This window comes from Enterococcus sp. ZQ21 (assembly GCF_030053755.1).
In the GTDB taxonomy this organism is placed as follows: Bacteria; Bacillota; Bacilli; order Lactobacillales; family Enterococcaceae; genus Enterococcus_B; species Enterococcus_B lactis.
In genome coordinates this window covers 1,844,556-1,868,672 of sequence record NZ_CP125658.1, presented here as the reverse complement: position 1 = coordinate 1,868,672, position 24,117 = coordinate 1,844,556, and the positions used below count along the sequence as shown (strand labels likewise).

Annotated in this window: 24 protein-coding genes and 1 pseudogene; 18 read left to right on the top strand and 7 right to left on the bottom strand. The window is 35.4% G+C overall.

Annotation, left to right across the window (positions count from 1 at the left end; genetic code table 11):
- Nucleotides 1-3: 3 nt before the first annotated feature.
- Nucleotides 4-951: an NAD-dependent epimerase/dehydratase family protein gene (locus tag QK255_RS09060; protein ID WP_002289372.1), complete on the top strand. Its 948-nt coding sequence runs from the start codon at nt 4-6 to the stop codon at nt 949-951.
- A gap of 116 nt (nt 952-1,067) precedes the next feature.
- On the opposite strand, the pseudogene QK255_RS09055 reads toward QK255_RS09060, so the two are convergent.
- Nucleotides 1,068-1,934, bottom strand: a pseudogene (locus QK255_RS09055) (ISL3 family transposase); the annotation flags it as partial.
- 484 nt (nt 1,935-2,418) lie between these two features.
- Between QK255_RS09055 and QK255_RS09050 the strand changes: the two are divergent.
- On the top strand, nt 2,419-4,053 hold the full coding sequence (locus tag QK255_RS09050) for a 6-pyruvoyl-tetrahydropterin synthase-related protein (RefSeq protein WP_002349576.1): 1,635 nt from the start codon (nt 2,419-2,421) through the stop codon (nt 4,051-4,053).
- Between the two features lie 266 nt (nt 4,054-4,319).
- Here the strand turns inward: QK255_RS09050 and QK255_RS09045 are convergent, their stop codons facing one another.
- The gene (locus QK255_RS09045) at nt 4,320-5,489 is read right to left on the bottom strand and encodes a serine hydrolase domain-containing protein (protein ID WP_002289161.1); all 1,170 of its coding nucleotides are present in this window, start codon (nt 5,487-5,489) and stop codon (nt 4,320-4,322) included.
- A gap of 203 nt (nt 5,490-5,692) precedes the next feature.
- Between QK255_RS09045 and mltG the strand changes: the two genes are divergently transcribed.
- The 7 genes from mltG (at nt 5,693) to QK255_RS09010 (ending at nt 11,201) form a co-directional block, all read left to right on the top strand.
- Nucleotides 5,693-6,868, top strand: a complete 1,176-nt coding sequence (gene mltG / locus QK255_RS09040) for an endolytic transglycosylase MltG (protein WP_002289159.1) — start codon at nt 5,693-5,695, stop codon at nt 6,866-6,868.
- Nucleotides 6,869-7,003: 135 nt separating this feature from the next.
- Nucleotides 7,004-7,483 carry a transcription elongation factor GreA gene (gene greA / locus QK255_RS09035; RefSeq protein ID WP_002292872.1) on the top strand — a complete coding sequence of 160 codons (480 nt, stop codon included), beginning with the start codon at nt 7,004-7,006 and terminating at the stop codon, nt 7,481-7,483.
- A 168-nt stretch (nt 7,484-7,651) separates the two neighbouring features.
- Nucleotides 7,652-8,383, top strand: coding sequence for a cell wall-active antibiotics response protein LiaF (liaF, locus tag QK255_RS09030; RefSeq protein ID WP_002292871.1), 732 nt, complete (start codon nt 7,652-7,654; stop codon nt 8,381-8,383).
- Nucleotides 8,380-9,447 (top strand): two-component system sensor histidine kinase LiaS, encoded by a 1,068-nt coding sequence (gene liaS / locus QK255_RS09025; RefSeq protein ID WP_002342241.1) that lies wholly within the window; start codon nt 8,380-8,382, stop codon nt 9,445-9,447. Before liaF ends, liaS begins: the two co-directional genes overlap by 4 nt.
- Nucleotides 9,448-9,453: 6 nt before the next feature.
- Nucleotides 9,454-10,086 carry a response regulator transcription factor gene (locus QK255_RS09020; protein ID WP_002289153.1) on the top strand — a complete coding sequence of 211 codons (633 nt, stop codon included), beginning with the start codon at nt 9,454-9,456 and terminating at the stop codon, nt 10,084-10,086.
- A gap of 139 nt (nt 10,087-10,225) precedes the next feature.
- Nucleotides 10,226-10,891 (top strand): potassium channel family protein, encoded by a 666-nt coding sequence (locus QK255_RS09015; protein WP_002292869.1) that lies wholly within the window; start codon nt 10,226-10,228, stop codon nt 10,889-10,891.
- A 16-nt stretch (nt 10,892-10,907) separates the two neighbouring features.
- Entirely contained in the window at nt 10,908-11,201 is a 294-nt protein-coding gene (locus QK255_RS09010; RefSeq protein ID WP_283341531.1) for a HesB/YadR/YfhF family protein, read from the top strand.
- Between the two features lie 59 nt (nt 11,202-11,260).
- Here QK255_RS09010 and QK255_RS09005 read toward each other — a convergent pair whose 3' ends face one another.
- On the bottom strand, nt 11,261-12,208 hold the full coding sequence (locus tag QK255_RS09005) for a phosphoglycerate dehydrogenase (RefSeq protein WP_283341530.1): 948 nt from the start codon (nt 12,206-12,208) through the stop codon (nt 11,261-11,263).
- 218 nt (nt 12,209-12,426) lie between these two features.
- The gene (locus tag QK255_RS09000; protein WP_002292866.1) at nt 12,427-13,230 is read right to left on the bottom strand and encodes a DUF1189 domain-containing protein; all 804 of its coding nucleotides are present in this window, start codon (nt 13,228-13,230) and stop codon (nt 12,427-12,429) included.
- Between the two features lie 145 nt (nt 13,231-13,375).
- Here QK255_RS09000 and QK255_RS08995 point away from each other — a divergent pair, with 145 nt between their 5' ends.
- The 5 genes from QK255_RS08995 (at nt 13,376) to QK255_RS08975 (ending at nt 17,816) form a co-directional block, all read left to right on the top strand.
- Nucleotides 13,376-14,290 carry a cation diffusion facilitator family transporter gene (locus tag QK255_RS08995; protein ID WP_002317368.1) on the top strand — a complete coding sequence of 305 codons (915 nt, stop codon included), beginning with the start codon at nt 13,376-13,378 and terminating at the stop codon, nt 14,288-14,290.
- Nucleotides 14,291-14,337: 47 nt separating this feature from the next.
- Nucleotides 14,338-14,808 carry a GtrA family protein gene (locus QK255_RS08990; protein ID WP_002292862.1) on the top strand — a complete coding sequence of 157 codons (471 nt, stop codon included), beginning with the start codon at nt 14,338-14,340 and terminating at the stop codon, nt 14,806-14,808.
- Nucleotides 14,809-14,892: 84 nt separating this feature from the next.
- Nucleotides 14,893-15,501, top strand: a complete 609-nt coding sequence (locus QK255_RS08985) for a superoxide dismutase (RefSeq protein ID WP_002292861.1) — start codon at nt 14,893-14,895, stop codon at nt 15,499-15,501.
- Between the two features lie 133 nt (nt 15,502-15,634).
- A complete protein-coding gene (locus QK255_RS08980; RefSeq protein ID WP_002292860.1) occupies nt 15,635-15,835 on the top strand; it encodes a cold-shock protein in 201 nt (66 codons plus the stop codon).
- A gap of 754 nt (nt 15,836-16,589) precedes the next feature.
- Nucleotides 16,590-17,816, top strand: a complete 1,227-nt coding sequence (locus QK255_RS08975; RefSeq protein WP_002295400.1) for an LCP family glycopolymer transferase — start codon at nt 16,590-16,592, stop codon at nt 17,814-17,816.
- A 107-nt stretch (nt 17,817-17,923) separates the two neighbouring features.
- Here QK255_RS08975 and QK255_RS08970 read toward each other — a convergent pair whose 3' ends face one another.
- Nucleotides 17,924-18,394: a TspO/MBR family protein gene (locus tag QK255_RS08970; protein ID WP_002292857.1), complete on the bottom strand. Its 471-nt coding sequence runs from the start codon at nt 18,392-18,394 to the stop codon at nt 17,924-17,926.
- Nucleotides 18,395-18,715: 321 nt separating this feature from the next.
- On the opposite strand from QK255_RS08970, the gene QK255_RS08965 reads away from it, so the two are divergent.
- The gene (locus QK255_RS08965; protein ID WP_002292856.1) at nt 18,716-19,294 is read left to right on the top strand and encodes a lytic polysaccharide monooxygenase auxiliary activity family 9 protein; all 579 of its coding nucleotides are present in this window, start codon (nt 18,716-18,718) and stop codon (nt 19,292-19,294) included.
- Between the two features lie 173 nt (nt 19,295-19,467).
- Here the strand turns inward: QK255_RS08965 and rlmD are convergent, their stop codons facing one another.
- A complete protein-coding gene (rlmD, locus tag QK255_RS08960) occupies nt 19,468-20,850 on the bottom strand; it encodes a 23S rRNA (uracil(1939)-C(5))-methyltransferase RlmD (protein ID WP_002290813.1) in 1,383 nt (460 codons plus the stop codon).
- A gap of 107 nt (nt 20,851-20,957) precedes the next feature.
- On the opposite strand from rlmD, the gene recX reads away from it, so the two are divergent.
- From recX to ntdP, 3 genes are all read left to right on the top strand, one after another.
- Complete coding sequence (gene recX / locus QK255_RS08955; RefSeq protein ID WP_002318634.1) at nt 20,958-21,755, top strand: recombination regulator RecX; 798 nt, start codon at nt 20,958-20,960, stop codon at nt 21,753-21,755.
- A complete protein-coding gene (gene mutY, locus QK255_RS08950) occupies nt 21,748-22,926 on the top strand; it encodes an A/G-specific adenine glycosylase (RefSeq protein WP_002290815.1) in 1,179 nt (392 codons plus the stop codon). Before recX ends, mutY begins: the two co-directional genes overlap by 8 nt.
- Before the next feature lie 93 nt (nt 22,927-23,019).
- Nucleotides 23,020-23,553, top strand: a complete 534-nt coding sequence (gene ntdP / locus QK255_RS08945; RefSeq protein ID WP_002290817.1) for a nucleoside tri-diphosphate phosphatase — start codon at nt 23,020-23,022, stop codon at nt 23,551-23,553.
- A 77-nt stretch (nt 23,554-23,630) separates the two neighbouring features.
- Here ntdP and QK255_RS08940 read toward each other — a convergent pair whose 3' ends face one another.
- On the bottom strand, nt 23,631-24,065 hold the full coding sequence (locus tag QK255_RS08940; RefSeq protein WP_002290819.1) for a GNAT family N-acetyltransferase: 435 nt from the start codon (nt 24,063-24,065) through the stop codon (nt 23,631-23,633).
- Between the last annotated feature and the right edge of the window lie 52 nt (nt 24,066-24,117).

Genomic DNA, 24,117 nt, shown 5'->3' with positions numbered 1-24,117 from the left:
AGGATGAGCTGTTATCTTATCACCGGTGGGGCTGGCTTCATTGGTTCTACCTTAGCCAATCATTTAGGAGAAGAACATGTGGTAATCGTCGTCGATGACTTATCAATGGGAAAAGTAGAAAATCTTGATATGACGAAAAATATCACTTTTATTGAGGGAGATGTCGCTGAGAAATCCTTGATGGAAGAGATCATGAAAGCTAATAAATTTGATTATATCTTTCATTTAGCAGCAGTTGCTAGTGTGGCAGATTCAGTTGCCCGACCAGTAGAAACACATCGTGTGAATTTTGAAAGTGTATTAATGATTTTAGAATTGATCCGCAAGTATCAACCTGATTTAAAACGGATCGTGTTTAGTTCTTCAGCGGCTGTTTATGGGGATGAACCGACTTTACCAAAAAAAGAAGAGTCCGTGATTCGCCCATTGACGCCTTATGCGGTTGATAAATTCGCTGCAGAACAATATGTGCTAGATTATTGTCATTTATATGATGTACCCGGTAGCGCAGTTCGTTTTTTCAATGTCTATGGTCCAAATCAAAATCCGAATTCTCCATACAGTGGTGTGATTTCTATTCTCGTAGATCGCTATAAGAAACAAATCGTAGGAGAAGCAACTTCATTTACATTATTTGGTGATGGAAGCCAGTCTAGAGACTTTGTTTATATAGATGATGTAATCCAAGCATTACTTTTAGTTGCGAATGAGGAAGCTGCACTGGGGAAACAATTCAATGTTGGAACGGGTAAAGCAACCACACTTTTGGAATTGATTCATGCAATCAATGAAATTCTCGGTGTAGAATTGACACTTGAATACAAAGAAGAGCGTTCGGGTGATATCCATGACTCTCTAGCAGATATTACTAAGATCCAGTCAATTGGCTATCAACCGAAATATGGTATTTTAAGTGGAATGACTAATTATTTGAAAACTGAAATCAATTAAAACATACTAAGATAAGATTAGAGGGTAAATTCAGGCTCTTTGTCAATAAGGACTGATGAGTTTTGTAAAATCAAATCTGGGATAGAAGGACTGACCTTCTGTCTCAGATTTTTTTGTTATTTCACTTGAATCAATTGATTGATCAAAAAAATCCTGATTTTCATGTTCTCAAATGATTTAAATCCATAAGATAATCGTTTCAGTGTCTTGATATGGGGAATCTTGGCCTCTATTTTGCCATTAGAATACGGGTAAATCATAGCATTGTAAATACCTTCTTCATACGTTAAAAGGTTTTGAAGTTTCGTGCGAAGTTGTGCATCAAGTGTTTCAGGAAGATTTTTTAATAAGGTAAAAAATAAGTCTGATTCCTTGTCTCTAAAGGCTTCGGTCAGCTCATGGAAAAAAGTATAGGCGTCCTTTAAAGGCGTTGAAAATGCCAGCAATCGATCAATCATCATTGCTTCAGTGAGTAGCGGGTATTTAGGTGCACGAAAACTGCGCCATGTTTTGTAATCATAGTGATTGATTTTTTGACGGTTTTTTAGAAGAAAGCGCCAGTTCTTTTTCACTTTCTCGGCTTCCCGTCGTTGCCCTAACTGGTGTAATCTTTTCATTTCTTGTACACGAAAATCATTGAACGCCTGATTCAAATGTTTGATGATATGAAAACAATCAATGACGACTTTCGCATTTGGTAAGACACGTTTTGTCAGTTGGAAGTAGGCGGCGTTCATATCTGTCACTAAATATTCCACCGCTTCAGGATTTGCACAGCGACTAAAATAGTGTGTTAATCGAGACAATTTTCGTGTAGGCAAAATATCAATGAGTTTTCCAGTCTCGCCATCCGCACAAATAAAGCTCATTTTATCCACAATTGAAGCGTGCGAACGAAATTCATCCACCATCAATACTTTTGGCAGGGTCCTTTTTGACGGCTTCGGAAGATAGTTTTTCAACTCTTTCAATGTACGAATCATATACCTAAAATAACAATGGGACTGAAGAATCAATTTTGATTCATCAGTCCCATAAATTATAGAGCCTATATTTTGCGAATTGCGCTACGGTTTCTTCTTTTCTTTTGTCTGTAATATGAATATATAGATCCATAATGATTTGAATAGAAGAGTGGCCTAAACGCTCTTGCACATCTTTAATATTTGCACTAGCTTGCTAAAAGCAAGCTAGCATGTGTGTGTCTAAGACCATGAATAGTAATTCGTTTAAGATTGTTTTTCCTGATGATTACATCTAACCATTTTCGAGATTTAGATAATTGAAGGTGTTCATTTCTTTCTGGTAAAAATTTAAATATATAACTACATTTTCTCTACTAACTTTGAAACACTACTTTTGTAATATAAAAAATATTTTATTAATAATAAAATTAATCACATTTTATATAGTGACTAATCTAGTGTTTTAAAAAAATAAATGATACTATATGTAATATAAAAAAACATGAGGTGGTATATGAATTTGAAAAAAATTTTTTCTGTAAAAATATTTATAGTTTATGCATTTGTTAGTTTATTATATTTATTTCCAGCATTTAAAAACATGGAAATATTTGGCTTTTATGATACGGCATTTCACATTAATCGTGCGTTAAGTTTAGAATCTATTTTTAGCTCCCCTATTAATTTTGAAACGTTTAGATCATATGGCATGCAAGTAAATAATTTTTACCCATGGTTAACTCTATATCCTTTATTTTTATTGATCAAGTTTACTAATTTAGCAATAGGCTATAACCTTTTTCTTTATATTGTTACGCTCATTACTCTATTTATATGTCATTATGTAATGTATGAAATTACCAAAAAACATGTTACTAGCTCCTTTTTCGCTATTATATATACAACATCTTCTTTTAGGAGTGTAGAAATATTTCTTCGAGGGGCAATGGGGGAATTACTCGCAATGTCAATACTTCCTCTTATTTTACTCGGGTTTATAAAGCTTTACGACTCAAAAAAAGAATCTTGGGTTATGTTGGCGATTAGCATGACTTTATTAATTTACACTCATGTTCTTTCTGTAGCTATGACTATGGTAATGATTATAATTGCTTTAATTATTCAATTTTATCGGAAAAAGAAAATAGAAATCTTCTTAATTATTAAATTAATAAAAGCTGCTATAGTTACTTTACTTCTTTCACTAGCGTTTATAGGTCCTATGATTGAGCAGACATTGTATCAAGATCTGAATAGACCTTATGTGGATATATTACAAAAAAGAGCAATTTATCTGGGTAAAGAGTTTTTGATTGGAAGTATAGATTCAGAATTACTATCATTTGGTATTGGCTTAACTTTGCTTATTTGTTTAATTATACTAACATTTAACTTTAAAAAATTAGGAATCTTATCTAAAATCACTTATATAATGGGTATAATATCTATTCTACTTTGTACAAAAATATTTCCATGGTTTGCCTTACAAAATACTCCTTTAAATATTATTCAAGCTCCTTGGCGTTTTATGATATTTTCAACATTGTTCATATCTTTTTCAGTATCTCTATTTATTTCTCCACAGTTGGAAAAATTTTCTTATACAAGGAGAAGAAATTTTATACTATTATTAATATTAGCTATTTCAATTTTAAATTATTCATCAGTAGTTAACATGGTGAAAGAAATGAATTTTCAAGGAACTTATTCTAATGAACAAATGGAAAATAAACTTGAAGAATTTGAGAATTTTGATTATGTACCTATAGGCTATAAAAAAGATCAATTGCTTTTGAAAAACCATCAAGTTACAGAAGATGGTCAAGTTATTTATAGTAGCTTTTCTCCAAATAAAGATGAAATTACATTTACGTTTAAATCTTCAAAAGGCAAAACAATAGTTTTACCTGTATTCCGGTATAAAGGATTAACGGTTACTGTTAATTCAAAAAATGCTACAGTACTAAAACAAGGAGGTCCTTTTGTTACAGTAAAAAGTGAAAGTGGAATAAATAAAGTAACAATCAGGTATTCATACACATTTTTTTCTAAAATCTCATTATTTATTTCTATAATCACGCTAATTGTTCTTCTTTTTTATTGCATAAAATTAAAAATAAGAACAAGCCATGAATGATTTGCTAGCACATATTTTAGCAATCTAAAGATACTATTTTAGATTTAATAGGCCCTTTGTCAAATAATGTTGGTAAAGAGAAATCTTAGAATAATTTGGACAGAACAGAAAGAAGAACACCTCTTTCTGTTCTGTTTATTTGGAATTAAAGTCTGTAGCAAAAATTGATTTTTAGATTTGTCCCACACTCTTTCCTACGTTTAGTCGAGTACTTTTTTTAAGCAAATGCTATTCAAAGAAGTAGTATTTGCTATCTTTTCATCATATCAGCTATTTGCCAACTTAGTAGTTCCTTCCATCAGGTCATAGATTTGGTTTCTTAGATCAGCAGTAGGCAGTTTGATAGTTTTGTCAGCTTTTATATTGCTTTCCATGATGATAGCATCCTGTGAATCTTTGCTAAATATAGCAGATGTATCAAAAGAGTCGATATTTCCTTGCGACAGGATATAATTATCTCCGCTATATACCCCACCACTATATGGATGTCCATTCGCATTTTCACGCCATAATGAGAAGAGTAAGTCTTTGGAAACTAGTTTTCCAGATAAAACTTGTGTAAACAGCGTATTTAAATCATAGACGGACATACTGATATTACCAGTCCCTAATTCGTTATGGATCTCTGTTTCAGATTCTGTCAGTGGTTTAAAGTAATCATCCTCTTTAGACATTTGATAGGATAGTGCATGATTGGATGAATTTTTGACTTGGTCATAAAATTTTGTATGCTGTAATCCTAAAGGTTCGATGATATCATCGGTCAATAATTTTTCATACGGTTGATTTGTTAATTTGATCAAAATTCCAGTCAATATGGTAAAGTTCAATGAATCATAATGAGAGGTCTGATAATCTGTAAATTTTAAGTGCTGAATCGCAAATTGAACGACTTCTTCATCAGTCATCGGTATGGTTGGAGAAGCAGTTCGGTGCAAGCCTGAGCGCATATACAGCAAGTCACGGATAGTAATTTGCTGGCTGCCAGCAATTTGTGGATAGAATTGAGCCAGCTTAGTATCTAAAGAAAGGTGCCCACGCTCGACTTGTTTTAAAATCAAAAGAGTAGTCAATGCTTTTTGAACCGAACCAATCTGATAATAAAGAGAAGGATCATTTGGTTGTTGCGTGAGTTTATTCGCATAGCCATAGCCTTTTTCCATGATGATGCGATTATTTTTCTTTACGTAAATTGAGCCAATATAATCATTTTTTCTTAATAGTTGATCGATTTTTTCAACGAGCTGTTGTTCATTGGTAGTCAGTATCAACTTTTTTTGAGCTGATTGAGCATGGGCAACTATCTGAGAGTGTTCATTATTGTAAAATTGCCATCCAAGAATAGTTCCTGTAGAGAACGCACTAAGGCTAAACAACACGACAACGATCATTAAAAATGAATATTTTCTTTTTTTAGCATGTTTTCCTTTTTTCATAATAGTTTATTTAGTCTCCTTTCTTTTTTACAGAAAGAATAAAGCTAAAATAGCTTGTATCTTGATAACATTTATTTTAATCTTATAGTAATGGATTTACTACTTACATTTTTGATAGAATATTTAAATAAAATCATTCACGCCAATTCAAATATCATGTATAATGAATAAAGTTACGAACTTGATAGTAAGGAGGAGTTGTTTTGTCAGGAAACAAACAACACCCAAGTAAAGATAAAAAAGAAGCCAGTAAGGCAGCTACAGCAGATATAATCGACAAGCGGAGAAATCTGCGTAAAAAAGAAGATAAGATTGTGAGGAAGATCATTTTAGTGATTGCTCTTACATTATTGATTATTGGCGGATTTCTTGGATTTACCGTGTATCGTTATGTAGATAGCGGGTTGAAGCCTTTAGATAAATCAGATGACCAATTAGTCCAAGTCGAGATCCCGAGTGGCTCTTCTAACAAGCAGATTGGTGAGATTTTGGAGAAGGACAATATTATTAAAAGCGGGATTGTTTTCAATTATTATACAAAATTTAAAAATTTAACTGGCTTTCAAGCTGGCTATTATCAGTTAGCGCCTAATATGACTCTTGACGAGATTGGCAAACAGTTGCAAGAAGGCGGTACTTCTGAGCCAACAAAAGTTGCAGATGGGAAAATTGCCATTCCAGAAGGGTACGATATCGATCAGATTGCTGAACGGGTAGCGAAGGTAACTGGTAAAGACAAGAAAGAATTTTTAGATTTAGTGAATGATGAGACTTTCTTTAACGAGTTGCACCAAAAATTCCCAGAACTGTTGGAAAGTGCATCTAAAGCTGAGAACACAAAATACCGTTTGGAAGGTTACTTATTCCCAGCCACATATGATTATTACACGAGTACTTCGCTTAAGGATCTAGTGATTGAAATGGTGAACAAGACGAATACGGTCATGCAAAACTATTATTCAGCTATCAAGCAGAAAAATTTGACTGTACAAGAAGTTTTAACTCTAGCTTCTCTAGTTGAAAAAGAAGGCGTAAAAGAAAATGATCGTAAAAACATTGCACAAGTCTTCTTTAACCGAATCAAAGCAAATATGCCACTTCAGTCAGATATCTCTGTTTTATACGCATTAGGTGAACACAAAGAATTAGTGACGTATGAAGATACAGCTGTAGATTCACCATATAATTTGTATACCAATACCGGCTATGGACCTGGACCTTTTGACAATCCAAGCGAAGAGGCAATCAAGGCAGTATTAGAACCAGCAGAAAATGACTATTATTATTTCGTAGCAGATACGAGCACTGGAAATGTTTATTTCGCTAAAACTTATGAAGAACATATGGAATTAGTGGAAAAATATGTAAATAATTCTTAGAAAAACAGGCTCTAGACATTGATCATTTTTAGAAAAACATTTACATTTGAAGAAAAGCGTGGTAATCTTTTTTGGACTATATTCCTCAAAAGATTACCTTTTGCGGTATTTTATCGAAAAAAGGAGACGTTACACATGGTAGAGAAAGTTTATCCAATGACTCTAGAAGGTAAAGAAAAATTAGAAAAAGAATTAGAAGAACTAAAAACAGTCAAACGCGGGGAAATCATTGAACGAATCAAAATTGCCCGCGGTTTCGGAGATCTTTCCGAAAACTCTGAATATGAATCAGCGAAAGATGAACAAGCATTTGTTGAAGGAAGAATCACAACAATTGAAAATATGATTCGTTTTGCTCAAATCATCGATAACGACGGTGTAGATGCAGATGAGGTATCAATTGGTAAAACAGTTACATTCATCGAACTACCAGATGGAGAAGAAGAAGAGTACACGATTGTCGGAAGCGCTGAAGCAGATCCGTTTTCTGGCAAAATTTCCAATGATTCTCCTATTGCGCAAGCATTGATTGGCAAACGTAAAAATGATGAAGTAACTATTGTTACTCCAGGTGGCGATATGTTAGTTAAAATCGTCAAAGTAGAACAAGCGTAGTCTGACTGAAAGATCTAGAGAGTTCATCTTACTGATGATACACTCTAGATCTTTTTCTCTTTGTGTATTTTAGATTTCAACAAACGATCTTACATCTAAAGTCCTATAGCCAACAGTTAAAAAAATAGGTATGATGAAATGAGAATGTGTCAGGAGGGAGAAAGAGCGATGAATAGTTCTTGGCGTTTTTTTGTGGTAGTTGAAGCACTACTGCTGTTATTTGCTGTTTGGCAAATCGTAAACAATACTGGACTTTTGCTTTTAGTGATATTCGGTATTTTCAATATATATCTAGCTATGCGCAAACATCCTCGTACTAAATTTCAAAATTTTCAATTGATATTAGGAAGTTTGGTCATTTTTTTTAGCTTAGTCAACAGTCCTGCTTTATGGATGATGGCTGTATTTGCCGTTTTATTTATTGGTCTGAAAGGTGTAGAGATTTCAGGGATAGATTTAACCAAAAATGCTTTTTGGCGAAAGAAACAGATCATGATGATCCAAACAGAGCAATTAAAAACACATAATAATGAGCGGAAAAGACAGCAATTATTCGGTAACCAACGTATTGGAAACGACGTCTATGAATGGGACGATATCAACATCGCCGTCATTTCTGGTGATACTATCATAGATTTGGGCAATACGCTTTTGCCAAAAGATGATAATATTGTGATTGTAAGAAAAGGGATAGGCAGAACACGGATCTTAGTACCTTTGGGCGTAGCCATCCGATTAGAGCATGCGACATTAGTAGGAAATGTCTTGTTTGAAGAAGAGCAATTTTCTTTGAAAAATGAACAAATCAAAATCTACAGCAGTGATTATGATGAAAACCCTCGTAGATTGAAGATTATTACTAATACCTTGATTGGAGATGTCGAGGTGATACGAATATGATGGGAAAAATATCCAGAGCGATGCTAGCTGTTTATTCGGGGATTGCGGTTTTCCTTATTATTCTATTTTCACTTTTCACTTATTTTTATGCCAGCAATCAAAGTCATTGGTGGGGAGAATTACTGCGTGCACGTTTATTATATGTTCCGCTTATCTTCCATTTGTTAGCCATTTCCTTAGGTGTAGGATTAATTGTCTTTCTATTATTATCACTTATTCAAAAGACAAAATACGGGAAAATCGAAGAAAAGCTGCGTGCACTTTCTTCTGGCAATTATGAATCCAAATTGTTGCTTCTTCCGATCCCAAGTGCATCGGACGATTTATACATCAAAGATATTGATAAGGAAATCACTAAGATAAAAGAAAAAATGATTGAAGTATCTAGTGAATTACAAATTGTAACGAGCCGTCCCCAATATGTAGATGGACAAACCAAAGAAGAAATTTTAGAATTAGAAAGACATCGATTAGCCCGTGAGCTGCATGATTCAGTTTCGCAACAATTGTTTGCAGCAATGATGATGATGTCGGCATTGAGGGAGCAAGCAGAAAAAAGCGAGACACCAGAAATGTTCCGCAAGCAGTTGAAAATGGTAGCAGAGATCATCAACGCTTCCCAGTCTGAGATGCGTGCGCTGCTTCTTCATCTACGTCCAGTCAATTTAGAAGAGAAAAGTTTAAAGCAAGGTATCGAGCAGTTATTGAAGGAATTGCAAAATAAAATCCAGATTTCGCTGAAATGGGATGTAGAAGATGTAAAACTATCTAGTTCCATTGAGGATCACTTGTTCCGAATCGTTCAAGAATTGTTATCAAATACATTAAGACATGCCAAAGCCAATGAATTAGAGGTATATTTGCACAAAATAGACAATAATCTTTTGTTACGTATTATTGACGACGGAACAGGGTTTAATATGAATGAAACGAAAACGGGAAGTTATGGATTGAACAATATCAAAGAACGAGTAGTTGGTATTGGTGGAACAGTAAAAATCATTAGTTTTAAAGGGCAAGGTACAAGTGTAGAAATCAAGGTCCCTTTGATGAAGGAGGCATAGATAAGGATGATAAAAGTTTTATTAGTAGATGACCATGAAATGGTGCGCTTAGGCGTCTCTTCTTATTTATCTATTCAAGAAGACATTGAAGTAATTGGAGAAGCTGAAAATGGACGACAAGGCTATGAGAAGGCGATGACACTTCGACCGGACGTCATTTTAATGGACTTAGTCATGGAAGAAATGGATGGTATCGAATCAACAAAAGCAATCTTAAAAGATTGGCCAGAAGCTAAAATCATTATCGTAACCAGTTTTATTGATGACGAAAAAGTTTATCCTGCCATTGAAGCAGGTGCAGCAGGGTATTTGTTGAAGACCTCTACCGCACATGAAATTGCTGATGCTATAAGGGCAACGCAACGTGGCGAGCGAGTATTAGAACCAGAAGTGACAACAAAAATGATGGAAAAAATGAGTCGGCGAAATGAGCCTGTATTACATGAAGAACTAACGAATCGGGAAAATGAAATTTTAATGCTGATTTCTGAAGGAAAAAGTAATCAGGAAATAGCGGACGAATTGTTTATTACACTGAAAACAGTAAAAACACATGTTTCCAATATATTGGCTAAGCTAGAAGTGGAAGACCGTACACAAGCCGCTATCTATGCATTCAAACATGGTTTGGTGAAATAAAAACGATGATAAAGAGGATAATCAAAAGCTGAGAAAATAACTATTATTTTTCTTGGCTTTTTTACAATAATGATGCTTGCTTTTGTTTTTGTAAAGGCTTTGTTATACTGAGAAAAGAAGATACTAAAGGAGGAAAACGGTGAAACAAAATTTTGCAATTGTAGGTCTTGGACGATTTGGCGGAAGTATCTGCCGAACACTGATCGAAGCTGGTCAAGAAGTACTGGCTATTGATAGTAATGAAGATCGGGTCAATGAATATATGAATATAGCCACTCATGCTGTTGTGGCAAATGCACAGGATGAAATGACACTTCGATCATTAGGCATAAGAAATTTCGATCATGTAATTGTCGCTATTGGAGAAGATATTCAAGCCAGTATCTTAGTTACTCTGATGGTAAAGGAAATGGGCGTACCAAATATTTTAGCAAAAGCCCAAAATGAGTATCATGCCAGAGTACTTGAAAAGATCGGAGCTGATCGCGTCGTCCATCCTGAACGAGACATGGGAATACGGATTGCGCATAATTTAGTGTCAAAGAATATTTTAGATTACCTAGAGTTGTCAGATAAATATTCTTTAGCAGAAATCCGAGTATCCAATCCTAAATTTTTCAATAAAACATTATCTGAATTAAATTTCAGACAACGTTTTGACCTAACAGTAGTTGCAATTCGCAGAGTAGATCAAACGGTGATCGCTTCACCTGCAGCAGATGAATACGTTCGTGAAAACGATAATCTACTAGTGATTGGTGAGACAGGCGATGTGGATATTTTAGACGATAAGATGAATCAATAGAAAGCAGGTTGTTAGGATGGAATTAACAGTAACACCAAAAGCACAAAAATGGTTTGAATCAGAAATCGATCTGCCAGAAACTTACGGAATACGTTTTTTTGGAAAAGTCTACGGCAAAACAGAAGTTCATGATGGTTTTTCGATTGGGATGTCAGTGGAACAGCCTGAACATTCTGTCAAGAAAGTGGAAATAGATGGGACACTGTTTTTTATTGAGGATGCAGATGAATGGTTTTTTAAAGGATATGATTTACTTGTAGATTATGATCCAAAATTAGAAGAACCAACCTATCACTTTAAAAAACAATAGAAGCAAGAGGGTGTGACAACTTGTCACACCCTCTTGTTTAAAGTAGGCTGATTCAGCTATCAATATCCTGCAAACAATTTGACTTGATTGGTTTGAAGGTTATGAGTAGCAAGGTAGCTTTTTAGATTAGTTAAAAAAATAGACATTAATTTCTTTTGAAAATCAGGTGTCAAACCTGCAATATGGGACGTGATCAGTACATTGTCCATTTTCCAAAGCGGGTGATCTTGTGGGAGAGGCTCCTCCTCAAAAACGTCTAATGCCGCAAAGGAAAGTTGCTGCTTGTTTAATGCTTGTATCAAATCTTGCGTTTTAACAGAAGCGCCACGACCGACATTGATAAATACAGCTTTTGAATCAAAGTGTTCAAATATGTGTTGATCAAAGAGTCCAGTTGTTTCCTCCGTTAGAGGTAAGATATTGACGACGAAATCTACTTCAGGAAGAACTTCCTGAAGTTGCTTTAAAGAAAAAGTTTTTTCCATTCCTTCTGCTGGATGACCGGATGTATTGATTCCATAGCAAATCATATCCAATGCTTTGACTTTCTTTGCAATCATTTTTCCAATATGGCCAGTTCCAATGATTAATATTTTTTTCCCTTGGATAGGTTGGTAACGGATTGAGGAACCTAACCATTTCATTTCACTCTGTGCCCTTTGTGCTTGGAAAAGACCGCGAGAATAACCTAGAATGATTCCTAATACGTGCTCGGTGATCGATTCACTGTGGATACCACTTCCATTTGAAAGTAAGATATGTTTTTTTGAAAATGCTTCAAGGGGGAGTTGATCAACTCCCGCTGAGATAGACTGTACCCATTTCAAGTTAGAAGAGGCTAATAGTTTTTCTTGATAGTTTGAGTTCCAACCCAAACTGATTTCTACATTTGGTAGATCTTCTGGTTGTAATTCTGTCTTGAAGACATAACCAGGCGCTATAGTATGGATTTCTTCGATAAATTCGTCACGAAATGGACGATCTGCGTAAATGATTCTTTCTGACATAGTTAATTACCCGCCTTTCTTTACTTTAAGTGTAGCGCATATAAGAAGAACTTTGAAGTGCCATGCTTTTTTAGAAATTAATATTGTATAAATAAAAAAGAGTTGTGACAAAAGATGTGTCACAACTCTTTTTCCGAATAAACGGTGTTCCAGAAGTAGCTTCTGCCACAACCTCTAAAAGAGTTTATTGAAGTTGAAATAATAAGTTGTCTGTATTTCTAACTGATCGATATTTTTGACCATCCTTTGACAGCTTGAGCAAAAATAAAGATACCTGCAAAAGCAATAAATGCACTAGTGTCAAAAGAAGGGAGAAAGATCATCAAGAGTGTTGCAATGATAGTCGGTAACGAGATTGAATAAATCAATGTCTTCAAGCAATCAAGGAAAGTAGCTTTTGTTAGTCGAAAGCGTGCATAGAGAAAAGCAGCGACATTGGCAAATAGTAAAGTGATCAGCAGATTCAAGAAACTAGGATAAATCGAAAATAGAAAGGTCAGGGCTTTTACCCAAATCGGTATAGATGCTTCACTTAAGAAGGATCGAAGCTGCTTACCTGTTAAATTTTTTAAAGATTCATTGGTGTAGGGAAGTTCTAACTGATTATTATTCAATAAAGCAGAGGTAGTGCCTGTATTGGGAAGAGCAATGATAAGTTTGTCTTTTAACATCCCGACACTAACAAAATTCCCCATCAAATCAGTAGAGATGTCCTGTTCTGTTCGTTTTCCCTCTGGATCAAATGTGAAGATAATGGAGTTTGTTTGGTAAATGAATCCTTCTTTTTCTTCGGTTTGAAGCTGCCCGTTTTGGATTGTAAAATCAGGAATGCGAGTAGCAATCTTTTGCCCATCCAATTGAATGTTGTTTAAGACTTGAAAAACTTGAAAAGAGATTGGCAAAGCCATAATTATACTCAAAACTAAAAGATAGACAATGGCTTTCCAAAATGGGACATTTCTCGCCTCCTTTAGGTCTTTGAATCGTATAAAGGAACTGATAATTAATTGTTTTGTTGTCATAAGTACTCCTCATCTAGTAGTGTCATCACTTGCAATTCTAGCGAAGTATCAAGTGAAATACAAGTGCTTTAGGGAAACAGCTGAATGATTGGTGAAATATCAAAAAAATGTTATTCTTGTCTAAAGACTATCCAATATAAATAAAATGGAGGAAGGAATAGTGCCTACACAGCCACAGAGATCATCAAAAAAACTATTTGGAGTAGTGGTTTTGAATGCGGTGATCACTTTATCAGAATTTATTGGAGGGATTATGTCAGGGAGTTTGTCTCTTGTTTCAGATGCTTTCCATAACCTTAGTGATACACTGGCAATTATTTTTTCTTACGGGGCACAAAAAATGGCCCGAAAAGAAGCAAATAAAAAACGTACGTATGGCTACCAGCGTTTAGAAATATTGAGTGCTTTCATCAACTCATTCATATTGATCATATTATCCTTGTTTTTAACCGTTGAAGCATTCAAGCGGTTCACTTCACCAGAAAAGATAAATAGTCATTTGATGCTAACAGTAGCAGTTATTGGATTGCTCGCGAATTTGTTCTCAGTATTATTATTACGACAAGAAGCAGATGAAAGTTTGAATATAAAATCTAGTTATTTGCATTTGTTAAGTGATACACTGTCTTCGGTAAGTGTGATTATCGGAGCAATTTTGATCCGTTTTTTCGATATCTACTGGATCGATCCAGTTATTACACTGATCATTTCGATATATATATTGATAGAAGCGATAATGGTGATCAAAAAAGCTGCCGCTATTTTGATACAAAGTGCACCTGCTATCGACTATGAAAAAATGGAACAAGAAATTGAAGCAATCGATGGGGTAAAGGATGTTCATCATGTCCATATTTGGCAGTATAGCGAAAAGATAATTATTTTCGACGGACATATTGATTTTGAAGATCAGCTACTAAGCGAGATTGAAAAGATATATCCTCGTATAATTTCTTTATTAAAATTAAAATATGGTATTACACATGTGACGATCCAAGCAGAGACAAAGGCAAAGGATCAAAAAAAATTAATTTTTTTAAATAAAGATGAAAGTTATTGAAATATAGAGTATGATAAATAAGAATTTTTAATAAGGTAGGTTGGCTCATGAAGCAGTATCGACAGTTAAAAGGATATTTAGAAGCAAAAGGATATTGGGAGATACTAGTCTATCTCTTTTTTGGTGGTTTGGCTACGATTGTAAATTTTGTTAGTTTTGCTCTCGCACGCCAATATTTTGATTTAAGTATGGCCTTATCCAATTCTATTTCGTGGTTTTGTTCTGTATTGTTTGCTTTTGTAACGAACAAACTTTGGGTATTCCATTCAAAATCACCGAATTTTACACATGCACTTATTGAATGCGGTAAGTTCTTCTTCTACCGTATCCTTTCTTACGGATTGGACATGGGGGCAATGGTATTGTTGATCAATGTTATGAACAGCAATGAGTATGTGGCGAAAATCATCACTCAAATTATTGTTATCCTAGCGAACTATATTTTCAGCAAGTTGTTTATTTTTAAAGAAACTGAGGTTTTTGAAGAAGAAGTAGGTCAAAGTGAAAAAGACGACTAGGCATAACAATTGAAGAATTTCCTTCTCTTTGTTACTCTTTGTAATGTAGACATTATTAAGAAAACATTGAGGAGGAATTTTTTTATGACTTACACATTACCAGATCTACCTTATGCATATGACGCATTGGAACCTTATATTGACGAAGAAACGATGCATCTGCATCATGATAAGCATCACAATACTTATGTGACGAATTTAAATGCAGCAATTGAGAAATACCCAGAATTAGGCGAAAAAACAATAGAAGAATTATTATCTGATATGGACGCTATTCCAACAGATATCAAGACAGCTGTACGTAACAATGGTGGCGGACATGCTAACCATTCATTTTTCTGGGAAATCATGGCACCAAATGCTGGTGGCGAACCTACAGGAGAAATAAAAGAAGCGATTAATGAAGCTTTTGGTGATTTTTCTTCTTTTAAAGAAGAATTCAAAAAAGCAGCCGTTGGACGATTTGGTTCTGGATGGGCTTGGCTTGTAATGGAAAATGGAAAATTAGCTATTACCTCTACTGCAAATCAAGATTCTCCATTGATGGAAGGAAAGACACCAATTCTAGGTTTGGACGTTTGGGAACATGCTTATTATTTGAAATATAAAAATGTCCGACCAGATTATATTGCAGCATTCTGGAATGTTATTAATTGGGATGAAGTAAACAAACGTTTCGAAGCAGCAAAATAACCATTTCCTCCGTCATATCAGTCTTAAAAATAATTTGGAAAATAAAAGAGCGAAAGCTTGCTAGCGTTTTCTAAATTGGGTATAATGTTCTTGCAAGGTTACTTGCAAGAACTTTTTTGGAGGCTATACATTTATGGAACACGGAACGGTTAAATGGTTCAACAATGAAAAAGGATTTGGGTTTATTACAGTAGACGGCGGAGATGACGTATTTGTTCATTTCTCAGCAATTCAAGGAGACGGCTTCAAGAGCCTAGAAGAAGGTCAAGAAGTAGAATTCACGATTGTTGAAGGTGCACGCGGACCTCAAGCTGCTGAAGTGACTAAATTATAATAATTTGTTGAATAAAGACACGACTTCTTAGAGAGTCGTGTCTTTTTGTCTATTTATGAAGTTTTTAGATTTTTTGGCTAAGTAAATGCATTTGTTCACTTGACATGTCCTAACTAATTATCAAGCAAGGAACATTTTCTTCGTTAGTAATGGATTTTAAAGAAATTTCAGTTTTTTGGATGTTGAATAAAAGACCATTTGTGAAACCACTAGTATACATACTCATTCTCATGTCAATTCTATTACTTTAAAAGAAAATCGTTTTACTTTGAAGAGGAGCATATCTATCCATTAAAAGATGATGGTAATGCAATCACTAGTTCGAGTCATTTTAATAGCCATGCAGTGAGCTGGAAATAAAACGAATAGAAGATGGGTTTAACAAAAGGAACAGTCATAGGAAGAAATTTTCGTGAAATCGAATGATAATCTGAACGGTAGGCAAAGACTGTTAAAAAGATGAGAAAGGTATGTGCGATCATTTTACTGCACGATTATTTGGAAAATACCTTGTTGTTCGCTTTTTCTGGAAAAAATACATAAAAAAAGATAAAACGATTGCGAACTGCGTGTATTCGGTCTTTCGATCTTTTTCACGGTATGGTATGATAGTTAAGAATTTTGAGAAATTTTAAAAAATAATAATCGTTACACAAAAATGTTTTTTAAAGTTTTCTTATGATTAAAAAGTGAATTTGCTGATTGAACAGTTATATGAGACAATATTTTAGAAAATGTGAAACAGAGGTGTATTATGAAGCGATGGCAAAAAGTTCTATTAACCTTGTTAGGGGTATTCGTTTTGCTGATTGCCGGATTATCAGCATACGGAATCAGATTTATGGGAGAAGCGAGCCAAACAGTAAACAAAATTTCTAAAAACTCTAATCGAATATCCTCCAAACGTTCTGAGAGAGTAAGCATTGATGACAAAGAACCTTTTTCGGTTTTGCTATTAGGTTTAGATACCGGTGGATTAGGAAGAACGGAACAAGGACGTTCTGATACGATGATGGTAGTAACAGTTAATCCGAAACAAAAAAAATCAACGATCATCAGTTTGGACCGAGATATTTATACGAATATCGTAGGTTATGGAACGGTAGATAAATTAAATCATGCCTATGCATTTGGTGGTGTCGAAATGGCCATGGATTCAATTGAGCAACTGCTCGATATTCCTATTGATCATTATGTAACGATCAATTTGGATGGCATGGAAGATTTGATCAATGCGGTCGGTGGCATCAAAGTGAATAATAAAATTGACTTTACTTTGGATGGTGTCCATGTACCAGTAGGTGAACAAACATTGAATGGAGAAAAAGGTTTAGCCTATTCTCGAATGCGACACGAAGATCCAGAAGGCGATATCGGTCGACAACGTCGTCAGCGGGAAGTAGTGACGAAAATCGTCAATAAAGTTTTAAGTTTAGATGGCGTAAGCAATTATAGAAAAATTTTAAAAGCAGTTGAGAACAATGTGACGACGGACTTAGATTGGGATGACATGCTTGATGTAGCGACGAACTACACCCCGGCGTTTGAAACAATCAAACAAGACCAGTTGCAAGGCGAAGGACAAATGATCAATGATATCTACTATCAAATTTTAGGAAAAAATGATCTTCTTTCGATCCAAAATGAACTGAAGAAACAATTAAATATAAAAACAAGCGATACATTACCTAATTTGAAAAATGAGAATGCTTCAATGATGTTCTTTGATGATTCGGAAGATGGCGATTCGACAAACGGTGATGGATCGAATAGTGAAGGGTACACCGATTATTCTTCCTATTCAGAAAACACATATGATCAGTACCAAGATCCGAATACCTATTATCAGCAAACAGAAGATACAAGTCAGTACTATACACCAAGTCAAGATACTCAAAGTTATGATCCTTACGCTGGACAGGAACAAAATGGTTATGGTTATGACCAGAATAATGAGTATGGAACAACAAGTGGGTACTAGAAAAAAATAGTTTGGTTAATAAAGAGTGCCACCTAAATTAGACAAAAAATCTAACTTAGGTGGCACTTTTTCTATGTGTTAAATTACAGGACGTCTCTTTTTAGCGCTTAGTTTAAAAAATAAATTGAATAATTCAATAGAGTTGCGAATAGTACCCATAAATAATAAGGAATCATGAGCCACATTGCCAGGCGATGATGCAGCCACAACTGATACATAAGCACTGACAAGAAAATAACTAAAAGTGTAATATCGATTGCTGCAATGAAAATATTTCTTAAATTAAAAAATAGAGCAGACCATATAAAATTAAAAATGAACTGAATCACAAAAAGACCGACAAGATTGTTTCGCTGTTTTTTGTTGTTGTGATTAAGTAACAAATAAAGAGAAATACCCATCAATATATACAGTAAGGTCCACATCGGCCCAAATATCCAGCTAGGTGGTGCAAATGGTGGAAGTTGCAAAGAATAGTAATATTCTCCGGGATTTCCGCTAAGCAACCCTGATAAAAAGCCTAATATGACAATTCCTATAACACAAACCCAAAAACGAATATCTTTTATCATCTTCATTTTACTAACTCCTTTCTATAATAGTAGTTTACCATGAAGGCTCACAGCAAGACCTGTATTTAGTTTGTGAAGTAAGAAAAAAATTGATAATTGTTGTTATTAAAAAGTTGAACATTTGTTTATATGAATGATGTTTTTGAAAAAGATCATATGATTTGATTCTCATGTTTTCTATTTGTACTTTTCTCGTCTACTTCTGTTATAATCTGCATCTTACTTTTTTCACCTTTTTTACTTCAACATAAAATTATAAAATCATAATGTTTGTGTTAATGCAATAAAGCGTTTACAATGTGGTTATCAAATGAAGGAGGTTTCTACATGAAAAAGATTAGTACGTTATTGTTTATTGGGTTAGTTAGTTTAGGGTTGTTCGGTTTTAGCATTCCAGGTTTTGCGCATGGTTATATTACTTCTCCAGGAAGCCGTGCATACCTAGGAACATCAGCAGCAGGAAACTTAAATCAAAATGTCGGAAGAGCACAATGGGAACCGCAAAGTATCGAAGCTACCAAAAATACATTCATTGATGGAAAAATTGCTAGTGCAGGAGTCAGCGGCTTTGAGCCTTTAGATGAACAGACATCTAACAGATGGCATAAAAACATGGTTAATCCAGGAACATTAAATATTACTTGGAATTTAACAGCACAACATCGGACAAGTACTTGGGATTACTACATTACCAAACCAACTTGGAATCCTAATCAACCTTTGAAATTTAGTGATTTTGAATTGATCACAAAAATAGACGACAAAGCAACTGTTCCACCAAAAACAGTCAACCAAACGATCACACTTCCGCAGGATCGAAAAGGATATAATGTGATTTTAGCAGTATGGAATATCAGCGATACGACAAATGCATTTTATCAAGTGATAGACGTGAATATCCAATAATAATCAAAAAGGGCTGTGACAAAAACTATGTCACAACCCTTTTTTTAAATAAATAGTGTCCTCCTGTTAACTCTTCGGTCACAAGTACAGTATTCATAAAACATGAAGAGCTATTTTTGTTTGGCTGTTCTTATTACTTGATACAGGGCAGACTTTTTCACAACCTCTTTCATTTAGTCAGCGAGTCTCGTCATCTTCACGACAACTTCACAACGTGCAGTCTGAGGAAACATGTCGACAGACTGTAAATATTCAATCTTGAACTTTTTACTTAAATCAACCAGATCTCTGGCAAGTGTAGAAACATTACAGGAAATATAAACAAGTTTTTTTGGAGGGTATTTCAATAATGATTGGATCAATGCGTTATCCAAACCCGTACGTGGTGGATCTACGATGATACCATCAGGCTGAAAACCTTCATTCAACCATTTAGGCAGAACTTGCTCTGCTGTCCCGACTTCATATCGAGTGTTGTGATATCCTAATCTTTCCGCATTTTTTTTTGCATCAGCGATTGCTTGAGGAACGGTATCCATTCCCCGTACTTCTTTGGCTTGTTTTGCTACACTTAAGCCGATCGTCCCAACTCCGCAATAAGCATCCACGATCGTTTCATTAGGCTGGACATCTAATGCTTTAATTCCTTCGCCATAAAGCAATTCGGTCTGCTGAGGATTGAGTTGAAAGAAGGCACGAGGAGAAAGATCGAAAGTCACTTCATTGATTTGTTCTTCAATGGCTTCTTTTCCCCATAAGTGGATCGTTTCATCCCCCATCACGAGAGACGTTTTTTGTGCCTGGACATTTTGCATGATTGAAACAACTGCGGGCAGTCGTTCATTGATCTCACGGATCATTGCGTTTTTTTGCGGGAATTTTTTACTGCGAGTAATAAAAACAACTTGTAACTCCCCAGTTTTGACACCGATTCTAACCATGATTGTGCGGAAGATTCCACTGTTTGTCCGTTCATCATAGATGGGTGCATCAAATTTATTCAATAGTTGAACAACAGTATTCATTACTTTTTGTGTTCGAGGTTCTTGAACCAAGCAGTCTGTTATAGGGACTAACTGATGAGAGTTTGCTTCGTATAAACCAGCTTCAATTTTTTGAGTCTGCTTATTTTTTCGTAACTGAAATTGTGCTTTGTTTCTATAATGCCAAGGCTCATCCATCCCGATCGTCGGCAAAAGTTGATAAGATCGAAAGCCTGCTGGTTTGAATTTTTCCAATGCTTGCAAAAGCAGATCCTTTTTAAAATCCAATTGGGCTTGATAAGCTAAGTGTTGTAATTGACAGCCACCGCATTCATAGTAAACAGGACATGGTGCCACTACGCGATCTTTGCTTGTTTTTTTGACTTTTATTAATTCTCCTTCTGCATAGCGAGGGGTTGCTTTCGTGATTTTCACTAGTACTTCTTCTTTTGGTAGTGCATATGGAACAAATATGATCAACCGTTTGAAATAACCGATTCCTTCACCATTTATGCCTAAACGCTTGATTTTCAAAGGAACCGTTTGTCCAGTTTTGACAATTGTTTCTGCCATAAGTATCTCCCTTTTTTCTTTTTTCTGTGGTTTATTCTAACATATAATACCTGATTACGGGGATTTTCTGTGGTATGATAGAGAATATATGTTCGAGGAGGATGTTTATGTTAACCGTTACGAGAATCAGTAAAGGCAAAGGCCCTTTCTATCGCGTAGATTTATCTGAAGGAGAAGCTTTACAAGTATCTGAAGATGTATTAGTACGCTATCGATTATTAAAAGGACGGGAATTAGACGAAGAAACTATCCAAGAGATCAAGAAGAGTAGCGGAGCTGATTTCGGTTTTCACCTAGCAATGAATTACTTAAGTTATCAGTTGCGATCGGAAAAAGAAATCCGAACATACTTAAAAGAAAAGGAAATCCTTCAAGAAGATCGAAATAAAATCGTAGCCCGCTTAAAAGAATTGGACCTTGTCGATGATTTGGTCTATGGGGAAAGTTATGTGCGCACGAATATACGCTTAAGTGACAAAGGACCAAAGAAATTAGCGCAGCAGATGCAGCAAAAAGGTTTGAAACCTGAAATCATTGAACAAGCGCTCAGCCAATATACATTTGAAGACCAAGTTCAAAATGCACATCAGACAGCCGAAAAAGCGTTTGGAAAAAATCACGGAAAAAGCCAAAAAGAATTATTGAGAAAAATCCAACAAACATTGATGACGAAAGGCTTTTCTCAAGAAGTGATCCAACAAGCGATGGCTGATCTTCCGCAAGAAGCAGATCAAGAAATAGAATATGATTATTTAGTCAAACAAGGAGATAAACTATGGCGAAGAAATTTAAGATTTGAACCTAAAAAAAGAAATCTAAAAGTAAAGCAAAGCTTATATCAAAAAGGATTTGATTTGGATATGATCCAGCGATTCATTACGGAAAAGGAAGAGGAAAGTGAATAAAGAATGGGAAAAATGGACAGATAAAGAAACAAAAGAATTTCAAGATCAGTTCATTCAATGGTATGAACAAGAAAAAAGAAACCTGCCTTGGCGCTATAATCGTGATCCTTATCGTATCTGGATCTCTGAGATCATGCTTCAGCAAACCAGAGTAGACACAGTGATCGATTATTTTTATCGTTTCATGGAATGGTTTCCTACAATTGAAGAGTTAGCAAATGCTCCAGAAGAAAAGCTTTTAAAAGCATGGGAGGGCCTTGGTTATTACTCAAGAGCCCGAAACATCCAAGCTGCTGCTAAACAGATCATGTCTGAATTTGACGGAAAAATGCCGCAAACGCCTGAAGAAATCAGCTCATTGAAAGGAATAGGCCCCTATACGACAGGAGCGATTGCAAGTATCGCATTTGGACTTCCAGAACCCGCAGTTGACGGCAACGTGATGCGAGTAGTCAGCAGATTGTTTTGCATTGAAGCAGACATCGCAAAAGCTTCTAGCAGGAAAATCTTTGATGAAGCGATGCGGAAAATCATTGATGAAAAGCATCCAGGCGAATTCAACCAAGCAATGATGGATCTAGGTTCAGCTATCTGTACACCAACTTCTCCAAAGTGTGAGACTTGTCCGATCCAAGCCTTTTGTTTAGCTAACAAACGAGGAATCCAAACGAGTTTTCCTGTAAAAACAAAAAAAGCAAAGCCAAAAGACGTTTATTATATCAGTGCGGCTCTTCAAAATCATTCTGGAGCGTATTATTTTGAAGAAAGAGATAGCCAAAAATTGCTGGCGAATATGTGGACATTTCCAATGATGGAAGTGACACAAGAGGAGTATGAGCGATTGAAAAAAGAATGGGAAACAAAGCCAGAAATCGATCTGTTTGATGACCTAGTAGCAGAAGAAGAGCAAAATCTCCCATTTGAAAAGCAGGAACTCTTTGTTTGGCAGACACGACATTTAGGAGAAGTTACTCATATTTTTAGTCATCTGAAATGGCATGTTCTCCTTTTTTACGGACGGGCAACCGAGGGAGCAGAACAAGAATTTACCGAGAACAAAACTTCGAAGTGGTTGAAGCCTGATGCATTTGATTCGGTCGTTTTTCCTAAGGTCCAAATGAAACTGGTAGATCAGTTAGAGAAAAATCGAAACAAAAGGAATCCTTTCTAGGCAAAGCTCATTTTTATTGATATAATAATTATGATGTCGGTGTAATGAACACCCAAACACAAAGCACAAAATGCTGCTTAAGGAAGGGTTGCTATGGGAGTTCCAAAAGAAGGAGAGTTTGTGACGATCCAAAGTTACAAGCACGACGGCAAATTGCATCGAACGTGGCGAGATACCATGGTATTAAAAACAAGCGAACACTCTATGATCGGCGTGAATGATCACACATTAGTCACTGAATCTGATGGACGCCGATGGGTAACGCGCGAACCAGCGATTGTTTATTTTCATAAAAAATACTGGTTCAATGTAATAGCAATGATCAGAGAAAAGGGGGTTTCCTATTATTGTAATCTAGCTTCACCTTTTTTGCTGGACGATGAGGCCTTGAAATATATCGACTATGACTTGGATATCAAGGTATTTCCTGACGGCGAGAAACGACTATTGGATGTCGATGAATATGAGATGCACAGCAAAATGATGAATTATCCTAACGATATTGACTTCATCCTAAAAGAAAATGTGAAGATTCTGGTTGACTGGATCAATAATGGAGATGGCCCGTTCTCGGAAGGCTATATTGATATTTGGTATAACCGTTACAAGCAATTGTCGCGTAAGTAAACACAAAAAAGAACAGTAAGCCAGTGAGAGATTTTTCTCAAAAGCTTGCTGTTTTTTGCTTTTTTCGAAATAAATTTTTATAAAGTCTTTTTCATATAAATATGAGGCATGCCAGCATCTTCAAAAGGATCGCCGTAAGCTGTATATCCTAGTTTTTCGTAAAAAGTTTCAGCTGTGGACTGTGCCCCTAATAAAATCGTATTATAGCCTTGATTCTTAGCAAAGTTTTCTGCTTCTTCAATCAGTATTTTTCCTAACCCTTGGTGTCTGTATTCAGAAAGAATCGCCATCCGCTGTAATTTCATTTTTCCGTTTTCTAAAGGCAAAAGACGTACAGTTCCTTGCGGTTCTTTTTTATCTGAGTACAGGACGAAGTGGATACAATGGGCTTCATCTTTGTCTATTTCTCGAGACAAAGGCACACCCTGTTCGACTACAAAAACTTGATGCCTGATCCGTACAGCATCTAAGTAAATATTGCTCATTGTATCTTTTGTTTGTACAACTTTCATGGTCTAGCCACCTTCCTTTCGTATAGTATACTGGAAAATAAAACAAATAAAA

Bases quoted from the DNA above. Each gene is read 5' to 3' on its own strand.
- QK255_RS09060 (WP_002289372.1), top strand. From the start codon at position 4: ATGAGCTGTTATCTTATCACCGGTGGGGCTGGCTTCATTGGTTCTACC.
- QK255_RS09050 (WP_002349576.1), top strand. From the start codon at position 2,419: ATGAGGTGGTATATGAATTTGAAAAAAATTTTTTCTGTAAAAATATTT.
- QK255_RS09045 (WP_002289161.1), bottom strand. From the start codon at position 5,489: ATGAAAAAAGGAAAACATGCTAAAAAAAGAAAATATTCATTTTTAATG.
- greA (WP_002292872.1), top strand. From the start codon at position 7,004: ATGGTAGAGAAAGTTTATCCAATGACTCTAGAAGGTAAAGAAAAATTA.
- liaF (WP_002292871.1), top strand. From the start codon at position 7,652: ATGAATAGTTCTTGGCGTTTTTTTGTGGTAGTTGAAGCACTACTGCTG.
- liaS (WP_002342241.1), top strand. From the start codon at position 8,380: ATGATGGGAAAAATATCCAGAGCGATGCTAGCTGTTTATTCGGGGATT.
- QK255_RS09020 (WP_002289153.1), top strand. From the start codon at position 9,454: ATGATAAAAGTTTTATTAGTAGATGACCATGAAATGGTGCGCTTAGGC.
- QK255_RS09010 (WP_283341531.1), top strand. From the start codon at position 10,908: ATGGAATTAACAGTAACACCAAAAGCACAAAAATGGTTTGAATCAGAA.
- QK255_RS09005 (WP_283341530.1), bottom strand. From the start codon at position 12,208: ATGTCAGAAAGAATCATTTACGCAGATCGTCCATTTCGTGACGAATTT.
- QK255_RS09000 (WP_002292866.1), bottom strand. From the start codon at position 13,230: ATGACAACAAAACAATTAATTATCAGTTCCTTTATACGATTCAAAGAC.
- QK255_RS08995 (WP_002317368.1), top strand. From the start codon at position 13,376: ATGGAGGAAGGAATAGTGCCTACACAGCCACAGAGATCATCAAAAAAA.
- QK255_RS08990 (WP_002292862.1), top strand. From the start codon at position 14,338: ATGAAGCAGTATCGACAGTTAAAAGGATATTTAGAAGCAAAAGGATAT.
- QK255_RS08985 (WP_002292861.1), top strand. From the start codon at position 14,893: ATGACTTACACATTACCAGATCTACCTTATGCATATGACGCATTGGAA.
- QK255_RS08980 (WP_002292860.1), top strand. From the start codon at position 15,635: ATGGAACACGGAACGGTTAAATGGTTCAACAATGAAAAAGGATTTGGG.
- QK255_RS08975 (WP_002295400.1), top strand. From the start codon at position 16,590: ATGAAGCGATGGCAAAAAGTTCTATTAACCTTGTTAGGGGTATTCGTT.
- QK255_RS08970 (WP_002292857.1), bottom strand. From the start codon at position 18,394: ATGAAGATGATAAAAGATATTCGTTTTTGGGTTTGTGTTATAGGAATT.
- QK255_RS08965 (WP_002292856.1), top strand. From the start codon at position 18,716: ATGAAAAAGATTAGTACGTTATTGTTTATTGGGTTAGTTAGTTTAGGG.
- rlmD (WP_002290813.1), bottom strand. From the start codon at position 20,850: ATGGCAGAAACAATTGTCAAAACTGGACAAACGGTTCCTTTGAAAATC.
- recX (WP_002318634.1), top strand. From the start codon at position 20,958: ATGTTAACCGTTACGAGAATCAGTAAAGGCAAAGGCCCTTTCTATCGC.
- ntdP (WP_002290817.1), top strand. From the start codon at position 23,020: ATGGGAGTTCCAAAAGAAGGAGAGTTTGTGACGATCCAAAGTTACAAG.
- QK255_RS08940 (WP_002290819.1), bottom strand. From the start codon at position 24,065: ATGAAAGTTGTACAAACAAAAGATACAATGAGCAATATTTACTTAGAT.